Origin of the sequence: Pseudomonas sp. A1230 (assembly GCF_044218825.1) — a bacterium.
Lineage (GTDB): Bacteria > Pseudomonadota > Gammaproteobacteria > Pseudomonadales > Pseudomonadaceae > Aquipseudomonas > Aquipseudomonas iridis.
Genome location: NZ_CP162582.1, coordinates 3,042,501 through 3,057,220 on the forward strand (window position 1 = coordinate 3,042,501; position 14,720 = coordinate 3,057,220).

General features: G+C 59.4%; 19 protein-coding genes (1 of these 19 only partly in view). 12 read left to right on the plus strand and 7 right to left on the minus strand.

Annotated features, from left to right (window positions below; genetic code table 11):
* Positions 1-262 carry the 5' portion of a TetR/AcrR family transcriptional regulator gene (locus AB4P97_RS14300; RefSeq protein WP_395598342.1) on the minus strand. The gene continues 302 nt to the left of window position 1, outside the view, so the window shows 262 of its 564 coding nt (coding positions 1-262); it begins with the start codon at positions 260-262; its stop codon lies beyond the left edge, outside the window.
* A gap of 92 nt (positions 263-354) precedes the next feature.
* Between AB4P97_RS14300 and AB4P97_RS14305 the strand changes: the two genes are divergently transcribed.
* Both AB4P97_RS14305 and AB4P97_RS14310 read left to right on the plus strand, forming a co-directional pair.
* Positions 355-1,083 (plus strand): SDR family oxidoreductase, encoded by a 729-nt coding sequence (locus tag AB4P97_RS14305; protein WP_047302269.1) that lies wholly within the window; start codon positions 355-357, stop codon positions 1,081-1,083.
* A 37-nt stretch (positions 1,084-1,120) separates the two neighbouring features.
* Positions 1,121-1,717: a 2-hydroxychromene-2-carboxylate isomerase gene (locus AB4P97_RS14310; protein ID WP_273878094.1), complete on the plus strand. Its 597-nt coding sequence runs from the start codon at positions 1,121-1,123 to the stop codon at positions 1,715-1,717.
* A 47-nt stretch (positions 1,718-1,764) separates the two neighbouring features.
* On the opposite strand, the gene AB4P97_RS14315 is transcribed toward AB4P97_RS14310, so the two are convergent.
* From AB4P97_RS14315 to AB4P97_RS14335, 5 genes are all read right to left on the minus strand, one after another.
* Positions 1,765-3,573, minus strand: coding sequence for an aminopeptidase P family protein (locus AB4P97_RS14315; RefSeq protein ID WP_395602899.1), 1,809 nt, complete (start codon positions 3,571-3,573; stop codon positions 1,765-1,767).
* Positions 3,574-3,627: 54 nt separating this feature from the next.
* Complete coding sequence (locus AB4P97_RS14320; RefSeq protein ID WP_395602900.1) at positions 3,628-4,794, minus strand: aminotransferase class V-fold PLP-dependent enzyme; 1,167 nt, start codon at positions 4,792-4,794, stop codon at positions 3,628-3,630.
* Positions 4,795-4,999: 205 nt separating this feature from the next.
* A complete protein-coding gene (locus tag AB4P97_RS14325) occupies positions 5,000-5,614 on the minus strand; it encodes a LysE family translocator (RefSeq protein WP_042560193.1) in 615 nt (204 codons plus the stop codon).
* A 99-nt stretch (positions 5,615-5,713) separates the two neighbouring features.
* On the minus strand, positions 5,714-5,983 hold the full coding sequence (locus AB4P97_RS14330) for a hypothetical protein (protein WP_210622940.1): 270 nt from the start codon (positions 5,981-5,983) through the stop codon (positions 5,714-5,716).
* Between the two features lie 151 nt (positions 5,984-6,134).
* Positions 6,135-6,500, minus strand: a complete 366-nt coding sequence (locus tag AB4P97_RS14335) for an antibiotic biosynthesis monooxygenase (RefSeq protein ID WP_395602901.1) — start codon at positions 6,498-6,500, stop codon at positions 6,135-6,137.
* 93 nt (positions 6,501-6,593) lie between these two features.
* Here AB4P97_RS14335 and soxR point away from each other — a divergent pair, with 93 nt between their 5' ends.
* The 10 genes from soxR (at position 6,594) to AB4P97_RS14385 (ending at position 14,221) form a co-directional block, all read left to right on the plus strand.
* On the plus strand, positions 6,594-7,046 hold the full coding sequence (gene soxR, locus AB4P97_RS14340; RefSeq protein ID WP_042560196.1) for a redox-sensitive transcriptional activator SoxR: 453 nt from the start codon (positions 6,594-6,596) through the stop codon (positions 7,044-7,046).
* A gap of 112 nt (positions 7,047-7,158) precedes the next feature.
* On the plus strand, positions 7,159-7,617 hold the full coding sequence (locus tag AB4P97_RS14345; RefSeq protein WP_395602902.1) for a VOC family protein: 459 nt from the start codon (positions 7,159-7,161) through the stop codon (positions 7,615-7,617).
* Positions 7,618-7,957: 340 nt separating this feature from the next.
* Positions 7,958-9,157 carry a PepSY-associated TM helix domain-containing protein gene (locus AB4P97_RS14350; protein ID WP_395602903.1) on the plus strand — a complete coding sequence of 400 codons (1,200 nt, stop codon included), beginning with the start codon at positions 7,958-7,960 and terminating at the stop codon, positions 9,155-9,157.
* Entirely contained in the window at positions 9,154-9,696 is a 543-nt protein-coding gene (locus AB4P97_RS14355) for a thiamine pyrophosphate-binding protein (protein ID WP_395602904.1), read from the plus strand. The genes AB4P97_RS14350 and AB4P97_RS14355 overlap by 4 nt, the downstream gene beginning before the upstream one ends.
* Complete coding sequence (locus AB4P97_RS14360) at positions 9,693-10,034, plus strand: hypothetical protein (protein WP_047302285.1); 342 nt, start codon at positions 9,693-9,695, stop codon at positions 10,032-10,034. Before AB4P97_RS14355 ends, AB4P97_RS14360 begins: the two co-directional genes overlap by 4 nt.
* On the plus strand, positions 10,031-10,606 hold the full coding sequence (locus AB4P97_RS14365) for a DUF6162 family protein (protein WP_047302287.1): 576 nt from the start codon (positions 10,031-10,033) through the stop codon (positions 10,604-10,606). The genes AB4P97_RS14360 and AB4P97_RS14365 overlap by 4 nt, the downstream gene beginning before the upstream one ends.
* 35 nt (positions 10,607-10,641) lie before the next feature.
* Entirely contained in the window at positions 10,642-11,571 is a 930-nt protein-coding gene (locus tag AB4P97_RS14370; RefSeq protein WP_042560202.1) for a metal ABC transporter substrate-binding protein, read from the plus strand.
* A complete protein-coding gene (locus tag AB4P97_RS14375; protein WP_395602905.1) occupies positions 11,568-12,416 on the plus strand; it encodes a metal ABC transporter ATP-binding protein in 849 nt (282 codons plus the stop codon). The genes AB4P97_RS14370 and AB4P97_RS14375 overlap by 4 nt, the downstream gene beginning before the upstream one ends.
* Positions 12,416-13,315, plus strand: coding sequence for a metal ABC transporter permease (locus AB4P97_RS14380; protein WP_007917717.1), 900 nt, complete (start codon positions 12,416-12,418; stop codon positions 13,313-13,315). The genes AB4P97_RS14375 and AB4P97_RS14380 overlap by 1 nt, the downstream gene beginning before the upstream one ends.
* Positions 13,316-14,221, plus strand: coding sequence for a metal ABC transporter substrate-binding protein (locus tag AB4P97_RS14385; protein WP_395602906.1), 906 nt, complete (start codon positions 13,316-13,318; stop codon positions 14,219-14,221).
* A gap of 204 nt (positions 14,222-14,425) precedes the next feature.
* On the opposite strand, the gene AB4P97_RS14390 is transcribed toward AB4P97_RS14385, so the two are convergent.
* Positions 14,426-14,650: an MbtH family protein gene (locus AB4P97_RS14390; protein WP_042560205.1), complete on the minus strand. Its 225-nt coding sequence runs from the start codon at positions 14,648-14,650 to the stop codon at positions 14,426-14,428.
* Positions 14,651-14,720: the final 70 nt, after the last annotated feature.

A 14,720-nucleotide genomic window follows, 5' to 3' on the forward strand; every position in this document is an offset into this window, starting at 1 on the left:
GGCAACGCTCCAGCCGCTCACGATCCTGCCCCTCCTGCCCGCCCAGTCGCTCAAGACTTTGCCCCAACTCACGCTCGACGATGGCAGTGAACAACGCATCCTTGGATGAGAAATGACTATAGAACGCTGCACCGCTGAGCCCTATAGCCTTCATCAAACCATCGACGCCGACCGTGGAAAACCCGGATCGCTTGGCCGACAGCGCACTGCTCTGCAATAGTTTTTCCTGGGTTTCCAGCTTGTGATTGGCGGAGTAACGCATGTTGTTTGCCCTCGAATTGACCACCTTGACGCTGGCCGAATCCTAGCATAACGTTCGTTCACTTAACGATCGTTTACCAAAGGGGTTCACCCATGAATAACAAGAAGGTCGTATTGGTTGTCGGTGCGGGTGATGCCACGGGTGGCGCGATTGCCAAGCGCTTTGCCAAAGAAGGATTCGTTGCGTGCGTCACGCGGCGCAGTGCCGATAAATTGCAGCCGCTGGTGGACGCGATTCAGGCCGAAGGCGGCGAAGCTCACGGCTTTGCTTGCGATGCGCGCAAGGAAGAAGAAGTCATCGCGCTGATCGAAGACATCGAAGCCCGCCTCGGCCCGATTGAGGCTTTTGTCTTCAACATCGGTGCCAACGTGCCGTGCAGCATCCTTGAAGAAACCGCTCGCAAATACTTCAAGATCTGGGAGATGGCTTGTTTCTCAGGTTTTCTCAATGCCCGCGAAGTGGCCAAACGCATGGTCACGCGTAAACGTGGAACCATTCTGTTTACCGGTGCAACTGCCGGACTGCGCGGCTCATCGGGTTTCGCCGCATTCGCCGGTGCCAAGCATGGCATCCGCGCGCTCGCACAAAGCATGGCTCGCGAATTGGGCCCGATGAACATTCATGTTGCCCACATCGTGGTCGATGGTGCCATTGATACGGATTTCATCCGCAACAGTTTCCCCGAGAAATACGCCACCAAGGATCAGGACGGCATCCTCGATCCCGAGCACATCGCCGAAAATTACTGGTATCTGCACAACCAGCCACGCGATGCATGGACGTTCGAGCTGGATCTGCGCCCCTGGAACGAACGCTGGTAAACCCACCGCCCATAACAATAAATAGAGAGCAGCGAAAATGACCAAAACCGTGGAGTTCTATTTCGACCTCGGCAGCCCTGCCACTTATCTGGCCTACACCCAATTACCCAGAATCTGCGCAGAAACCAATAGTCAGCTGACCTACATTCCGATGCTGCTGGGCGGTGTGTTCAAAGCTACCGGCAACGCCTCACCGGCAATGATCCCGGCCAAGGGTCGCTACATGTTTCAGGATCTGGACCGCTACGCCAAACGCTATGGTGTAGCTCTCAATTTCAATCGGCACTTTCCGATCAACACGCTGCTGTTGATGCGCGCCGTCACCGGCATACAACTGCGCCAACCGGAACGCTTTCAGGCGTTTGTCGATTGCTTGTTCACGGCGTTGTGGGTGGAGGGCAAAAACCTGAGCGACCCGGCGACTGTGGCTGCCGTGTTGAACGAACATGGGTTTGCGCCCGATGGCGTCCTGGCGCTGACCAACGACGAAACAGTCAAGGCGGCGCTGAAGGACAACACCGAAACCGCCATCAAACGAGGCGTTTTCGGTGCTCCGACCCTGTTTATCGGCAATCAGATGTTCTTCGGCCAGGATCGTCTCGACTTCGTCGAGGAAGCATTGCGTCAGGTCTAAATTGAAAGAAACACGCGGGCGCTGATTTCAGCGCCCGCACATGCCGATCAGATTGCAACAGTACGCGTATTCAGCCACTCCAGCGCAGCACCGCCGAGCAACGGGCTCAAGCGCTCACGCACCTCGGCGTGGTAGGCGTTGAACCACTGTTTTTCTTCCTGACTCAGCAAGTCTGGCAGCAGACAACGCGTGTCGATCGGGCACAGGGTCAAGGTTTCAAACTTGAGGAAGTCGCCGAACTCGCTGCTGCCTGCCTCACGGTTCATCGCCAGGTTTTCGATGCGCACGCCCCAACGGCCCGGACGATAAGTGCCCGGTTCGATCGAAGTAATCATCCCCGGTTGCATCGCGGTCTGTGGTGACGGCGCTGCCTGATAGGCAATCACTTGCGGGCCTTCGTGCACATTGAGGAAGTAACCCACGCCGTGACCGGTGCCGTGGCCGTAATCCACACTTTCAGCCCAGATCGGCGCGCGCGCGATGGCGTCGAGCAGTGGAGACAGAATGCCTTTCGGGAACTGTGCCCGCGACAGCGCAATCACGCCTTTCAACACGCGTGTGCAATCGCGCTTCTGTTCTTCAGTCGGCGTACCGACCGGCACCATGCGCGTGATGTCGGTCGTGCCGCCGAGATATTGACCACCGGAGTCGATCAGCAACAGACCGTCCCCCTCGATCACCGCGTGCTCTTCTTCAGTAGCGTGATAATGCGGCATCGCGCCATTGGCATTGAAGGCAGCGATGGTATTGAAACTCAGCGACACATAATCCGGACGACGCTCGCGAGCAGCGGTGAGTTTCTCGTCGATGGTCAGCTCGGTAATGCGCTCACGACCCCAGGCCGATTCCAGCCAGGCGAAGAACTCGCAGAGTGCCGCGCCGTCCTGCTCCATCGCTTTACGAATGTGCGCGGCGTCGGCTTCACTTTTTTGCGATTTGGCCAACGTGGTCGGGTTCAAGCCTTCGACCAGTGTTACGCCATTGTCGAGGTTATCCAACAGACCGCTGGTGACACGCGCCGGGTCCACCAGAAGGCTCGCGCCGCTCGGCACGGCGCGCAAGGCATCGGACACTTCGCTGTAGTCGCGCAGTGTCACGCCGTCCTGTTCCAGCACTGCACGCAACGGCGCATCAACTTTGCTCAACGCAACGAACAGCGTCGCTTGTTGCTGATTGATCAGGGCGAAAGAGACGAACACCGGGTTGAACGACACATCGCCGCCGCGCAGGTTGAACAGCCATGCGATGTCGTCGAGGGTGGCGATGAAGTGCCAGTCGGCGCTGCGCTCCTGCAGGGTTTCACGCAGTTTGGCGAGTTTTTCGCCGCGGCTTACGGTCGCTTGCGGTGGCAGATGCTGATAGATCGGCGCGTTTGGCAGAGTTGGCCGGTCGCTCCAGACTTCCTTAAGCAGATCGATGTCCGTACGCAGACTCGCGCCACGTGCTTCGAGCTTGCCGCTCAACGTACGCGCCGAAGCCACGGCCATCACAGCCCCGTCTACTGCAACCACGCCACCTTCCGGAGTCTGTTCAGCCAGCCAGTCCAGCGGACTCGGCTGCCCTGGTTGCAGCTTGACCAGTTCGATACCGCTGCCATTGAGTTCCTTGGTCGCCTGTTCCCAGTAACGACTGTCGGCCCAGACACCGGCGAAATCGAGGGTGACAATCAGTGTCCCGACCGAACCATGAAAGCCCGACAGCCACTGCCGTCCCTGCCAGTAACCCGGCAAATATTCCGACAGATGCGGGTCGGCAGAAGGCACCAACAACGCATGAATGCCTTCACGGCGCATCAGTTCACGGGTGCGCGCCAGGCGCTGGGGCACCGATCCTTCGGTCAAGGTCTGGGTACTCATCATGTCTCCTGCTAATCACTTATTCGTTATTGTTCGTAGCCATGGTTCGGCTGGTTAAAGCCCTGTCGCCCAGAATGCCGGAGCACTGGCGCAGGCGGTCTTGATCAATTCGCAAGCCTTGTCGACATCTTCTGCGGTGGTGAAACGGCCGAGGCTCAGACGAATGGTACGCCCCGCCAGACGCGCATCATGCCCCAACGCCAACAGCACGTGGGATGGCGCGTTGCTTGCGGAGTTACAGGCTGAGGTCGCGGAAAACGCGATCGAATGGCTCAGCGCCGCGCTGTTGAAATCGCCCTCGCTGAACGTCAGGCTCAAGGTGTGCGCAATGCGCTGACTGGCACTGCCATTAAGACGTACGCCGGGCAGGCTCAGCAATTGTTCGAGCAAGCGTTCGCGCAACGCGACGATGGATTTTTTCTCTTCATCGAAAGCGCGTGCGGCCAAAGCGAATGCAGCGCCCATTCCGGCAATCTGATGAGTCGCCAGCGTCCCGGAGCGCAAACCGCTTTCGTGTCCGCCACCATGAATCTGTGCCTGCACGCGTTGCTGCGCCCGTGGGCCGACGTACAACGCGCCAATGCCTTTGGGGCCATAGAGTTTGTGCGCCGAGAACGACATCAGATCCACTGGCCACTGCGCCAGGTCGATCGCCACTTTGCCGGCGCCCTGAGCCGCATCGACATGGAAGAGCGCCTCGCGACCGCGGACGATTTCACCGATGGCCGGGATGTCGTTGACAGTGCCGAGTTCGTTGTTGACCAGCATAAGCGAGACCAGAAAGGTGTCATCGCGCATCGCCTCGCTGACCGCCTGCGGCGTGATCAAGCCATCAGCGTCCGGGACCAGAAAGGTCACGGCAACGCCGGCGTCCTGCAACTGGCGGGCGGTATCGAGGATGGCTTTGTGTTCGATCTGGCTGGTAATGATGTGGCCGCCGCAGACACCGCGCGCCTGGGCAACGCCTTTCAGCGCAAGGTTATTGGACTCGGTGGCACCGGAGGTCCAGACGATCTGTTCGGCTTGCGCCCCGACCAGTTCGGCGACTTGCCGGCGGGCCTGCTCGACCGTCTGCCGAGCCTGCTGGCCAAACGCGTGGGAGCTGGAGGCCGGGTTGCCGAAGTTACCGTGAAACCCCAGACATTCGATCATCACCTGGATGACCCGCTCGTCCACCGGGGTGGTGGCGGCGTAGTCGAAATACAACGGACGTGTGTTCATAAAAGACTCGCAGAGCGTGTTCCGGGATCAGGAGGCTCGTGTCTGCAAACGGCACTGCGCAGCCTTGTGGGCTGCGCGTCGGTTCGAGAGCGTCATCAATACCTGATCGGATGCCGTTAAAGAAGAACAACTTCATTTAAAAGTGCGTAGGAACGCTCCTGAAGCCGAGCTTAACAGGCATCGGGTCGGCGGTTGAAGCAACGCGTCAGCTAAAGCTTTCAAGAAGTAACGGATACAACGAAATGACCAGCAATGCCGCCATGCCCCAGTTGAATACGCGCAACCAGCGCGGTTCCTTCAGCACATTGCGCAGCAGCGTGCCACACGCTGCCCAGACGCCGACGCTCGGCAAGTTGATGATCGCGAACACCGCGGCGATCACCACGACGTTGGTGAAGTATCCCTGCATCGGCGTGTACGTGCTGATGGCACCAATGGCCATGATCCACGCCTTGGGATTGACCCACTGGAACGCCGCAGCGCCCAGGTAGCTGATCGGTTTGGCTTCGCCCTGGACGTTGTCACCGACCGGCCCCGAATGGGCGATCTTCCATGCCAGATACAACAGATACGCCGCGCCGACGTAGCGCAGGACCGTATAGAGAATCGGATAGGACTGAAACACTGCGCCCAGACCAAATCCCACGGCGACCACAAGGACGAAGAATCCACAGGTGATGCCGAGCATATGCGGGATGGTGCGGTTAAATCCGAAGTTGACGCCCGATGCCAGCAACATGGTGTTGTTCGGCCCCGGCGTAATCGAGGTGACAAGGGCAAACAGGGCAAAGCCCAGCAGTAAATCAAGCGAGAGGTTCATGGTGCAGTCCGTCAGGGTCATTCAGGTGTAGACCCTACCCCAGGCGGCCCGGCAAACCCACGGACAGTTGGCTAATACTTCAAGCAGTACAGTTTGTTTTCAGCTAGGACGCCCATGCAGCTGTACGGCACGTTCAGCGCTCATCTCGCCCTGCTTGTCAAAACCGAAGGCCTTCTGTGGCTGACCAAGTAATCGGGCTTTTTTTGCATGGTATTCGTCAAATGACAGACCGCTGCGGTTCAGTGCCTCCATGGCCAGTTCCCGGGATTCTTCTGCCGAGTAGGGCCGCAATTCCGGAGAAACCTGGCTGGCACATCCGGCGAGTACGGAGACGGCGAGCAACAGCGAGACAGTCAGTAAATGATTCATGAGAGCGTCCTGGCGAGCAATGTGGGGTCGATGGAGAAAGGCTACGCCCCGACACGCATGCGAAGAAATCAACGCTCTCAATAGTGGCTATCAGCAAATCGTCACCAAACCGCATATCTCCCCAAAGTGAGCGCCTGACAAAGCTGTCGATCTAACCGACCAGGCTGCAGTGCAAGGCATCGTCGTGACTGCGAGCGATGCTGCTCAATACCTGAAATGAATTGAAGGTCACTGTTTTCGCCTGATGGGCGCGGATCAACTGCCAGAAATCCTGTTCACCGCTTTCGAAACTGCGGAACGCCGCTTCCCCCGCCTCGCGGGTTTGCCATTGCAGCAAGCTCAATACCCGCCGGCCATCGTCGCTGGCCTGCACGCTTGCGCTGACGAAACCCTGATAACGCTGAGCCAGGCGTTCAGTCTGCATCGACAGCGCCGAGACCAGCCCCGGCTGCTGGCGAGGCTCGATCTCGAACTCGATCAATTGGGTGAAGCTGCTGTTTTTCGCTGATGCTTGCATGAAATTCCCCACTTAGCTGTAAGGCGAATCTTGCGACTCGAAGAAGCGCAGGGTAAAACCTCTAGTTAAGTCAAGGTCAAGAGCAATTTCACCATGATCACCAACGAAAACCTGCACAAGCCCCTCACCGTCGGCGAAGTCGCGGCGCGCAGCGGTGTTGCGGTCACTGCCCTGCATTTTTATGAGTCCAAGGGTTTGATCAGGAGCCAGCGCAATGCCGGCAATCAGCGACGTTATGCACGCGCCGTGCTGCGCCGAGTGGCGTTGATCAAAGTTGCGCAGCGTCTGGGAATTCCGCTTGCGCAGATCGGTGAAGCACTGAAAGTCCTCCCGGACGATCGCGCACCGACGGCGGCGGACTGGAAGTTTCTTTCGGAGCAGTGGCGACGGGAACTGGATGAACGGATCAATCAACTGACGCTGCTGCGCGACCGGCTCAACGGCTGCATTGGTTGTGGCTGCCTGTCGATGGAGGCGTGTCCGTTGCGCAATCAGGGCGATGTGTTGGGTGAGCAAGGGCCGGGGGCGCACTTTTTGGATACGTAATGTGAGCTGCTGCTCGTCGGGCGAAATTCCTGGCCGGGAAGACAGTTCTATAGTGATTTTTCCGGGAATCCGGTGAAGCAACATTTCGGAAAATAAAAACAGGGAGAACGTCATGAGCGTCAAACCCATCCCCGAGGGGTATCACAGCATTACCCCGTATCTCGGCATCCAAAAGGCCGTCGAGGCCATCGACTTCTACAAGAACGCGTTCGGCGCTACCGAGGTCATGCGCCTGGCCATGCCCGACGGCAGCATCGGCCACGCGGAGCTGCGTATTGGTGACAGCGCAATCATGCTCGGCTCGCCGTGCGATCAAGGGCCATTGAGCAATCCGGAGCAAACCGTCTCCGTCGGTTTGCATCTGTATGTGACTGATGTCGACAAGTCATTCCAAAGGGCGCTGGATGCCGGGGCAGCCGTGGTGTCTGAGGTCAAGGATCAGTTTTACGGTGATCGCAGTGGAACGTTGAAGGACCCCTACGGGCATTTGTGGTTTCTCGCGACCCACAAGGAAGATCTGACTGAAGAGCAGATCAAGCAGCGGGCGATGGAGATGTTCAGCCAAGGCTGATTACATCAGTGTCCGAACTGACTCTTTCGCAAGCAGGCTCGCTCCCACCTTGGAATGCATTTCAAATGTGGGAGCGAGCCTGCTCGCGAAAGCTCTTACAAATCCGGCATTGAAGCGGACTGACACACTCCACCAGCCCGCCCCTCCCACAATACGTTGCGATGCCGAACAGAACGCGAAACATTTACTTTCACATTCCTTATCGGGATTTATCTCGCTCATCCGTCCTATAGAGATGCAGGCCGCTCGCGTAGGCAAAAGCCACGGGCGCCTTTCGGGGATACCCGTGCTGTGAAGCCCGCAGCCACGCGCCCTTTCACCGCTCTATAGACGCGTAATCATGTCGAAAAAATCCCGTTCAAAACTGTGGTTCCTGGTACATAGCTGGCTCGCATTACCGATCTGGTTTTTCGTCCTGATCGTTTGCGTGACCGGAACGCTGGCGGTGGTCAGCCAGGAAATCGTCTGGCTGGCCAATCCACAGATGCGTGCCAGTCAGCCATCGGACGATGCGCCGCTGCTCAGTTATGACCAGATTCTGGCCGCGATCAAAAAAGCCGAACCGCAGACCGTGGTCGAAAGCATCTCCCGCCCTGACGAATCGCACTTCGCCCTGGACGTCGAGGTCAGCTACCCGGACGGGCGCTCGCTGACGGTGTACGTCAACCCATACACCGGGGTGATCCAGGGCACCGCGCCAGCCTTTGACTTCAAGGCTTTCACCCGCGCCTTGCATGGTTGGTGGCTAGTGCCGTTCACCAACGGTTTCAGTTGGGGATGGTATCTGGTGTCATTCCTTGGCGTGCCGATGCTGGTGTCGTTGATTACCGGCCTAGTGGTCTATAAGCGATTCTGGAAGGGCTTCTTGCGCCCGACTCTACGTATTCGCCATGGCGCGCGTATTTTCTGGGGCGATTTCCACCGCCTCAGCGGTATCTGGTCGATCTGGTTCATTGCGGTGATTTCCATCACCGGTGTCTGGTTTTTGATTCGGGCCTTCCTGTTCGATAACCAGATCTCCATCTCCAGCGAGCCGATCATCCCGGCCATGTCCCGTGAAAGCGTGCCGATTTCGGCGGCCGGCACTCCGCCGCCACGTATCAGCCTGGACCGCGCCGTAGAAATCGCTCAGCAAAAGATTCCGGGGCTGGAGGCCAGTTTCGTCAGCCTGCCGGGTAACGCTTACAGTCACATGAGCGTTGGCGGTCGCGGCTGGTATCCATTGATGTTCCAGACGGCGACGCTCAATCCGTACAACGGTGAGATGGCGGCTACACGGCTGCTGTCCGATCGTTCCTCGCTGGAGTTCGTCACAGAATCCATGCGCCCGCTGCACACCGGTGACTTCGGCGGGATCTGGATAAAGTTGATCTGGTTCTTCTTTGGCCTGCTGCTGAGCATGATGGTGCTCAGCGGCTTGCTGATCTGGACCAAACGCACCGCTCTGGCCACCGCCAATGCGCTCAAGCGCGAGGACAAAAAAAACCGGATCAGGGTACAACCGGCCCTCAGCCGTGAGCCTTCGGAGGTCAGCCTGTGAGCAAGTCCACAGCGATCACGCCGCCATCGCGACTGGGGCGACTTTGGCACAAATGGCGATTCCACATAAATGTCCTGTTGTTGCTGATCCCGCTTGGTTTCATGCCCAAGTATTTTGCCGACGCTTCACTGTTTCGCGGCGACAGCGGCCTGGGACAACATGAAATCGGCAATATCCAGGTCGGCCCCTGGAGCCTGCGACTGGCCGAACTGCGCAACGAAGCCCCCACCCTCACGGGCCCGGCCGGCTATATGAAAGATTTCAGCGCGGCCCTGTGCGATGCCTGTGTCGACAAGGTCAAGGCCACTTACCTGCGCATCGGCAAACCGCGTAGCTTGCGCGCAGCCGGGGCGATCTTTTTCGGTACGCCATACCGTATGGGCACGCAACTGCCGATCCCGGAGAAGACCAAACCCGACGCCGAACTGTGGATCACCATGGAAGGCTGGGACGGCAGCATGCATCAGGCCTTGATTCCCCTGAGCCAGGCCTCCCCCGCCACCATCGACTGGCTGAACAAACAAGGAGCCAAACCATGACCTGCTCGCAACGCCCTTTCCGTCTGCGAATCAGCGCCGCGTTGTTGGTGCTGTGCGCCGGCTTCAGTGCAAGCGCACTGGCACACAACCCGATGTGCGAATGCAAAGCCGTCGATGACGAACAGATCAAATGTACCGGTGGTTTCTCCGATGGCAGCGGCGCACCCGGAGTGACCCTGGATGTGATCGGTTACGACGAAACGATTCTGGTGCCGGGCAAGCTCGGCCCCGACTCGACAGTGACCTTCAAAAAACCTGGCGCCGAGTTCTACGTGCTGTTCGACGCGGGCCCTGGCCATGTGGTGGAAATCGACCAAGCGGATATCGAAGCGCCATGAGTACGCCCACCACACAAATCGTGCGCCCGGCCGGTGCCGGCCATGAAACCCTCAACGTGTTGCTGCTGTGCCTGCTGATCCTGGCGTTGGCAGGCTCCGTCGTGGCATGGCGCGGGGTGTCCCATGAACCGGAACCTGTCGCCAGCAATCAACTGGACGCGCGCCGCGACCTCAGCGCCGCCGAGCAAGGCATCTATGCCGACCTGCGCGTGACGCTGGACGAAATCCGCTTGCTGCGCGAAGAGCAGAAAACCTTGCCGACGCCGCAAAATCTGGCGGACGAAGGTTTTGCCCCGTTCGCCCAGGATGCGAGTTCCGTCGCTCGAGGTGGTCATGCATGGCAGATGCCGAGCGATGCCGCCTACTTCGGTCATAGCCAGACACCCTCCATCGCCGGTTCGTTTCTGATGCGCGTCAGCGCCGATGACCAGGCAGCGCCGGACATCTGGCTCAACCGTGACGCCGCACTCACAGCGCCTCGCGAGCTGACTGACGCCGCCCTGGCCGCTGCCGGCTGGAAACAGATCGTCGCGCAATACGATGCCGGGGTTACCCGCGAACATCGCCATTGATTCCTCGCCCTCACCCGAGAGAAGACCGTTTGCCCATGTCTATTTCATCTTCACGCCGTCCCTTGTTGCGTCTGTTTCTGTTGAGCATTTGCGCCTGCCTGCTGAGCCCGCTGGTCAGCGCCGATCCGGCGAAACGCCTGCGCATCGGCATCACCCTGCACCCTTATTACAGTTATGTAGCGAACATCGTCGGCGACAAGGCCGAGGTGGTCCCACTGATTCCGGCCGGCTTCAATCCGCACGCCTACGAACCACGGGCCGAGGACATCAAGCGCATCAGCGGCCTCGACGTGATCGTGCTCAATGGCGTCGGCCATGATGACTTCGCCGACCGCATGATCGCCGCCAGCGAAACGCCGAACATCAAGACCATCGAGGCCAATGAAAACGTGCCGCTGCTGGCCGCCACCGGTGTGGCTGCGCGGGGTGCCGGCAAAGTGGTGAACCCGCATACCTTCCTGTCGATCAGCGCCTCTATCGCGCAGGTCAACAACATCGCTCGGGAGTTGGGCAAGCTCGACCCGGACAATGCCAAGACCTACACCCAGAACGCCCGCGCCTACGGCAAACGCCTGCGGCAGATGCGCGCCGATGCATTAGCCAAGCTGACCCAGGCGCCGAACGCCGAGTTGCGTGTGGCCACTGTTCACGCGGCCTACGACTATCTGCTGCGCGAGTTCGGGCTGGAAGTGACGGCAGTGGTCGAGCCGGCCCACGGTATCGAGCCAAGCCCGAGTCAGTTGAAGAAGACCATTGACCAACTGCGCGAACTGGATGTGAAGGTGATCTTCTCGGAAATGGACTTTCCGTCTAGTTATGTCGAAACCATTCAGCGTGAATCGGGCGTGAAGCTGTACCCGCTGTCGCACATTTCCTACGGCGAATACACCGCCGACAAGTACGAAAAGGAAATGACCGGCAACCTCAACACCGTGGTTCGGGCGATTCAGGAGTCTGGCGCATGACATCCAAAGAAACCCTGATCGCCCAGGACGGCGAGCAACTTGTGGAAGCGAACTTGCTCGCGAAGTCGCCCGGTCAGCCGCCATCATTGCCAAATGCAACACCGCTTACGCGTGCAGACTCGCGCTCACAGGTCTCGGGGCCGACCTTGGTATTTGCAGAGGTCTGCCTGACCTTGGGCCGCACGACGATTCTCGACAACGTCTCCTTCCAGGTGCAGCCCGGCACCGTGCATGCACTGGTCGGTCCCAACGGCGGTGGCAAGAGTTCGCTGATCAAGACGTTGCTGGGGCAGATGCCGCATCAGGGTCAGTTGAGTCTGCAATGGCCCGGCGAGCCCGGCACCATCGGTTATGTGCCACAGGCGCTTGAGTTCGATCGCGGCTTGCCGATGACGGTCGATGATTTCATGGCTGCCATGTGCCAGCGCCGCCCGGCCTTTCTCGGTTTGAGCAAGCACTACGCCGGCGCCATCGGTGAAGCGCTAGAACGGGTCGGTATGCAGGACAAACGCAAACGCCGCATGGGCGCGCTGTCCGGAGGTGAACGTCAACGGGTGTTGCTCGCCCAGGGCTTGATCCCGGCGCCACAACTGCTGGTGCTGGATGAGCCCATGTCTGCTCTCGATGAGGCAGGGATCCGGGTCTTCGAACGCCTGCTCGGCGACTGGCGCGCGGCGGGCATCACCGTGCTGTGGATCGAACACGATCTGGAAGCGGTTGGCCGTCTGGCTGATCGGGTCACCGGCCTCAACCGTCGCGTGCTGTTCGACGCCACGCCACAACAGGCGCTAACACCGGAACGACTGCTGACCCTGTTCTCGACCCATCCACGGAGCGCTGCCTGATGAGTTACGAAGCCTTTCGGTTGATGGTCCAGGGTTGGGCCTCTTCCGGCTATTTGCCGGAGGCGCTGGCTTACGGTTTTGTGGTCAACGCGCTGCTCGCCGGCCTGTTGATCGGCCCGGTGCTGGGTGGGCTCGGCACGCTGGTGGTGGTCAAGCGCTTTGCGTTTTTCTCCGAAGCGGTCGGCCACGCAGCGCTGACCGGTGTGGCCATTGGCATCCTGCTGGGCGAACCCTACACCGGGCCTTATGGCAGCCTGTTCGGCTACTGCCTGCTGTTCGGCATTTTGCTCAACTACCTGCGCAACCGCACCGGCCTGGCGCCGGACACATTGATCGGTGTTTTCCTGTCGGTGTCGCTGGCCCTGGGCGCGAGCCTGCTGCTGATTCTCGCGGGCAAGATCAACGTGCACATTCTGGAAAACGTACTGTTCGGCTCGGTGCTGACGGTCAACGGCAATGATCTGGCGGTATTGGCCATCGTCGGCTCGCTGGTGATGGCCCTGGCGCTGCCGCTGTACAACCGCATCATGCTGGCCAGTTTCAACCCGCAACTGGCGGCCGTTCGCGGCGTGGCTGTGAAGACTCTGGATTACCTCTTCGTGATTCTGGTGACACTGATCACCGTGGCCGCCGTGAAAGTCATCGGCGCGATTCTGGTGGGCGCCCTGCTGGTGATTCCGGCGGCGGCGGCGCGCTTGCTCAGCCAGTCGCTCAAGGGCTTTTTCTGGTGTTCGGTGCTGATTGCCACGGTCAGCACGTTGTGCGGGATTCTCGCGCCAATTGTTTTCGATCTGCCGATCCCGTCCGGCGCCGCGATCATTCTGGTCGCCGGTATTGCCTTCGCCCTCGCCGCCATCGCGCGCGGGGTTGTCCCGAGTCTGAAAGGGAATCTTGGATAAATGCTTTTTTCATTGCGCAACCTGACGTTGGCCATGGCCCTGTGCGGCGTGGTCTCCACACCTTTAATGGCCGCCGAAAGCGCCAAGCGCTTGCGAGTGCTGGCCTCTCTTCCGATCACCTATGGCCTGGGCGAGGTGCTGCTCAAAGGCACCGACGTCAGCCTCGAACGCGCGGCACCGGCGAACCTGCCGGGCAGCCGCCAGACCGCGTACTTCACCGGGCGCGGCGCTCCGGCACTCAATAAACTGGCCACCGGCGCCGATGCGGTGATCGGCGTGCGCTCGCTGTGGGCCGATGACCCGCTGTACCCCTTCGCCCGTCGCAGCAACATTCGTATCGTTGAAGTCGATGCCGCACGCCCGGTCGACGGCGCGTTGCCCGGTATCGCCGTGCAACCGGATTTGAAAGTCGACGGTTTGAACAGCCAGCCGTGGCTGGCGAGCAACAACATGGGGCGCATGGCAGACGTGATGGCCGCAGATCTGGTGCGTCTGGCCCCCAGCGCCAAGCCGAAGATCGAAGCGAATCTGGCGCTGCTGAAACAACGCCTGCTCAAACTCAGCGCTGCCAGTGAGGCGCGTCTGGCCAATGCCGATAACCTGAGTGTGATGAGCTTGAGCGATCACTTCGGCTATCTGATCGGCAGCCTGAACCTTGAGTTGATCGGGCAGGATCCACGTCCTGATGCAGACTGGACGCCAGAGGATCTGAAAAAACTCACGGCGACACTCAAGGAAAATGATGTGGCGGTGGTGTTGCATCACCGTCAGCCATCGGAAGCAGTGAAAGCGGCGATTGCCCAGTCGGGTAGCCGATTGCTGGTGCTGAGTATTGATGCCGAAGATCCGGTGGCGGAGCTTGAGGGCAATGTGGATTTACTGCTCAAGGGGCTGAGCGGGGCCTAACTTCAGTTGTACCGCGTTATCGTTCATCGCTGGCAAGCCAGCTCCCACAATGATCCGAGGTGTGCACAGCATTTTGTGGAGCACATCAAAACCCTGTGGGAGCTGGCTTGCCAGCGATGAGGTCCTGACAGAAACCCCGTATTCCGGGCATGAAAAAACCCGCTGACTGCTACCAGTCCAGCGGGTTTCTTTTTGCCCGTCTGCTTATTGAGCCGCAGCCAGCCCTTCCATCTTCTGGCGCAGGCTGAGTGGGCGCATGTCGGTCCAGACTTCTTCGATGTAGGCCAGGCATTCCTTTTTCAGGCCGCTCTTGCCCACGGTGCGCCAGCCTTCTGGCACGGCCTTGTAATCCGGCCAGATCGAGTACTGCTCTTCGTGGTTGACCACGACCTGAAAGAGGATGTCCTCACGGTCGAATACTGACGTCATGCTGGTTCTCCATCGTTGTAAGGGTGGGCTGCACGTCGGGTGCAGCCGGGTATGTAGAAAGAACGTTCGG

Excerpts from the sequence above, each read along its gene's own strand:
- AB4P97_RS14305 (WP_047302269.1), top strand. The coding sequence starts at position 355 with ATGAATAACAAGAAGGTCGTATTGGTTGTCGGTGCGGGTGATGCCACG.
- AB4P97_RS14310 (WP_273878094.1), top strand. The coding sequence starts at position 1,121 with ATGACCAAAACCGTGGAGTTCTATTTCGACCTCGGCAGCCCTGCCACT.
- AB4P97_RS14315 (WP_395602899.1), bottom strand. The coding sequence starts at position 3,573 with ATGAGTACCCAGACCTTGACCGAAGGATCGGTGCCCCAGCGCCTGGCG.
- AB4P97_RS14320 (WP_395602900.1), bottom strand. The coding sequence starts at position 4,794 with ATGAACACACGTCCGTTGTATTTCGACTACGCCGCCACCACCCCGGTG.
- AB4P97_RS14325 (WP_042560193.1), bottom strand. The coding sequence starts at position 5,614 with ATGAACCTCTCGCTTGATTTACTGCTGGGCTTTGCCCTGTTTGCCCTT.
- AB4P97_RS14330 (WP_210622940.1), bottom strand. The coding sequence starts at position 5,983 with ATGAATCATTTACTGACTGTCTCGCTGTTGCTCGCCGTCTCCGTACTC.
- AB4P97_RS14335 (WP_395602901.1), bottom strand. The coding sequence starts at position 6,500 with ATGCAAGCATCAGCGAAAAACAGCAGCTTCACCCAATTGATCGAGTTC.
- soxR (WP_042560196.1), top strand. The coding sequence starts at position 6,594 with ATGATCACCAACGAAAACCTGCACAAGCCCCTCACCGTCGGCGAAGTC.
- AB4P97_RS14345 (WP_395602902.1), top strand. The coding sequence starts at position 7,159 with ATGAGCGTCAAACCCATCCCCGAGGGGTATCACAGCATTACCCCGTAT.
- AB4P97_RS14350 (WP_395602903.1), top strand. The coding sequence starts at position 7,958 with ATGTCGAAAAAATCCCGTTCAAAACTGTGGTTCCTGGTACATAGCTGG.
- AB4P97_RS14360 (WP_047302285.1), top strand. The coding sequence starts at position 9,693 with ATGACCTGCTCGCAACGCCCTTTCCGTCTGCGAATCAGCGCCGCGTTG.
- AB4P97_RS14365 (WP_047302287.1), top strand. The coding sequence starts at position 10,031 with ATGAGTACGCCCACCACACAAATCGTGCGCCCGGCCGGTGCCGGCCAT.
- AB4P97_RS14370 (WP_042560202.1), top strand. The coding sequence starts at position 10,642 with ATGTCTATTTCATCTTCACGCCGTCCCTTGTTGCGTCTGTTTCTGTTG.
- AB4P97_RS14375 (WP_395602905.1), top strand. The coding sequence starts at position 11,568 with ATGACATCCAAAGAAACCCTGATCGCCCAGGACGGCGAGCAACTTGTG.
- AB4P97_RS14380 (WP_007917717.1), top strand. The coding sequence starts at position 12,416 with ATGAGTTACGAAGCCTTTCGGTTGATGGTCCAGGGTTGGGCCTCTTCC.
- AB4P97_RS14385 (WP_395602906.1), top strand. The coding sequence starts at position 13,316 with ATGCTTTTTTCATTGCGCAACCTGACGTTGGCCATGGCCCTGTGCGGC.
- AB4P97_RS14390 (WP_042560205.1), bottom strand. The coding sequence starts at position 14,650 with ATGACGTCAGTATTCGACCGTGAGGACATCCTCTTTCAGGTCGTGGTC.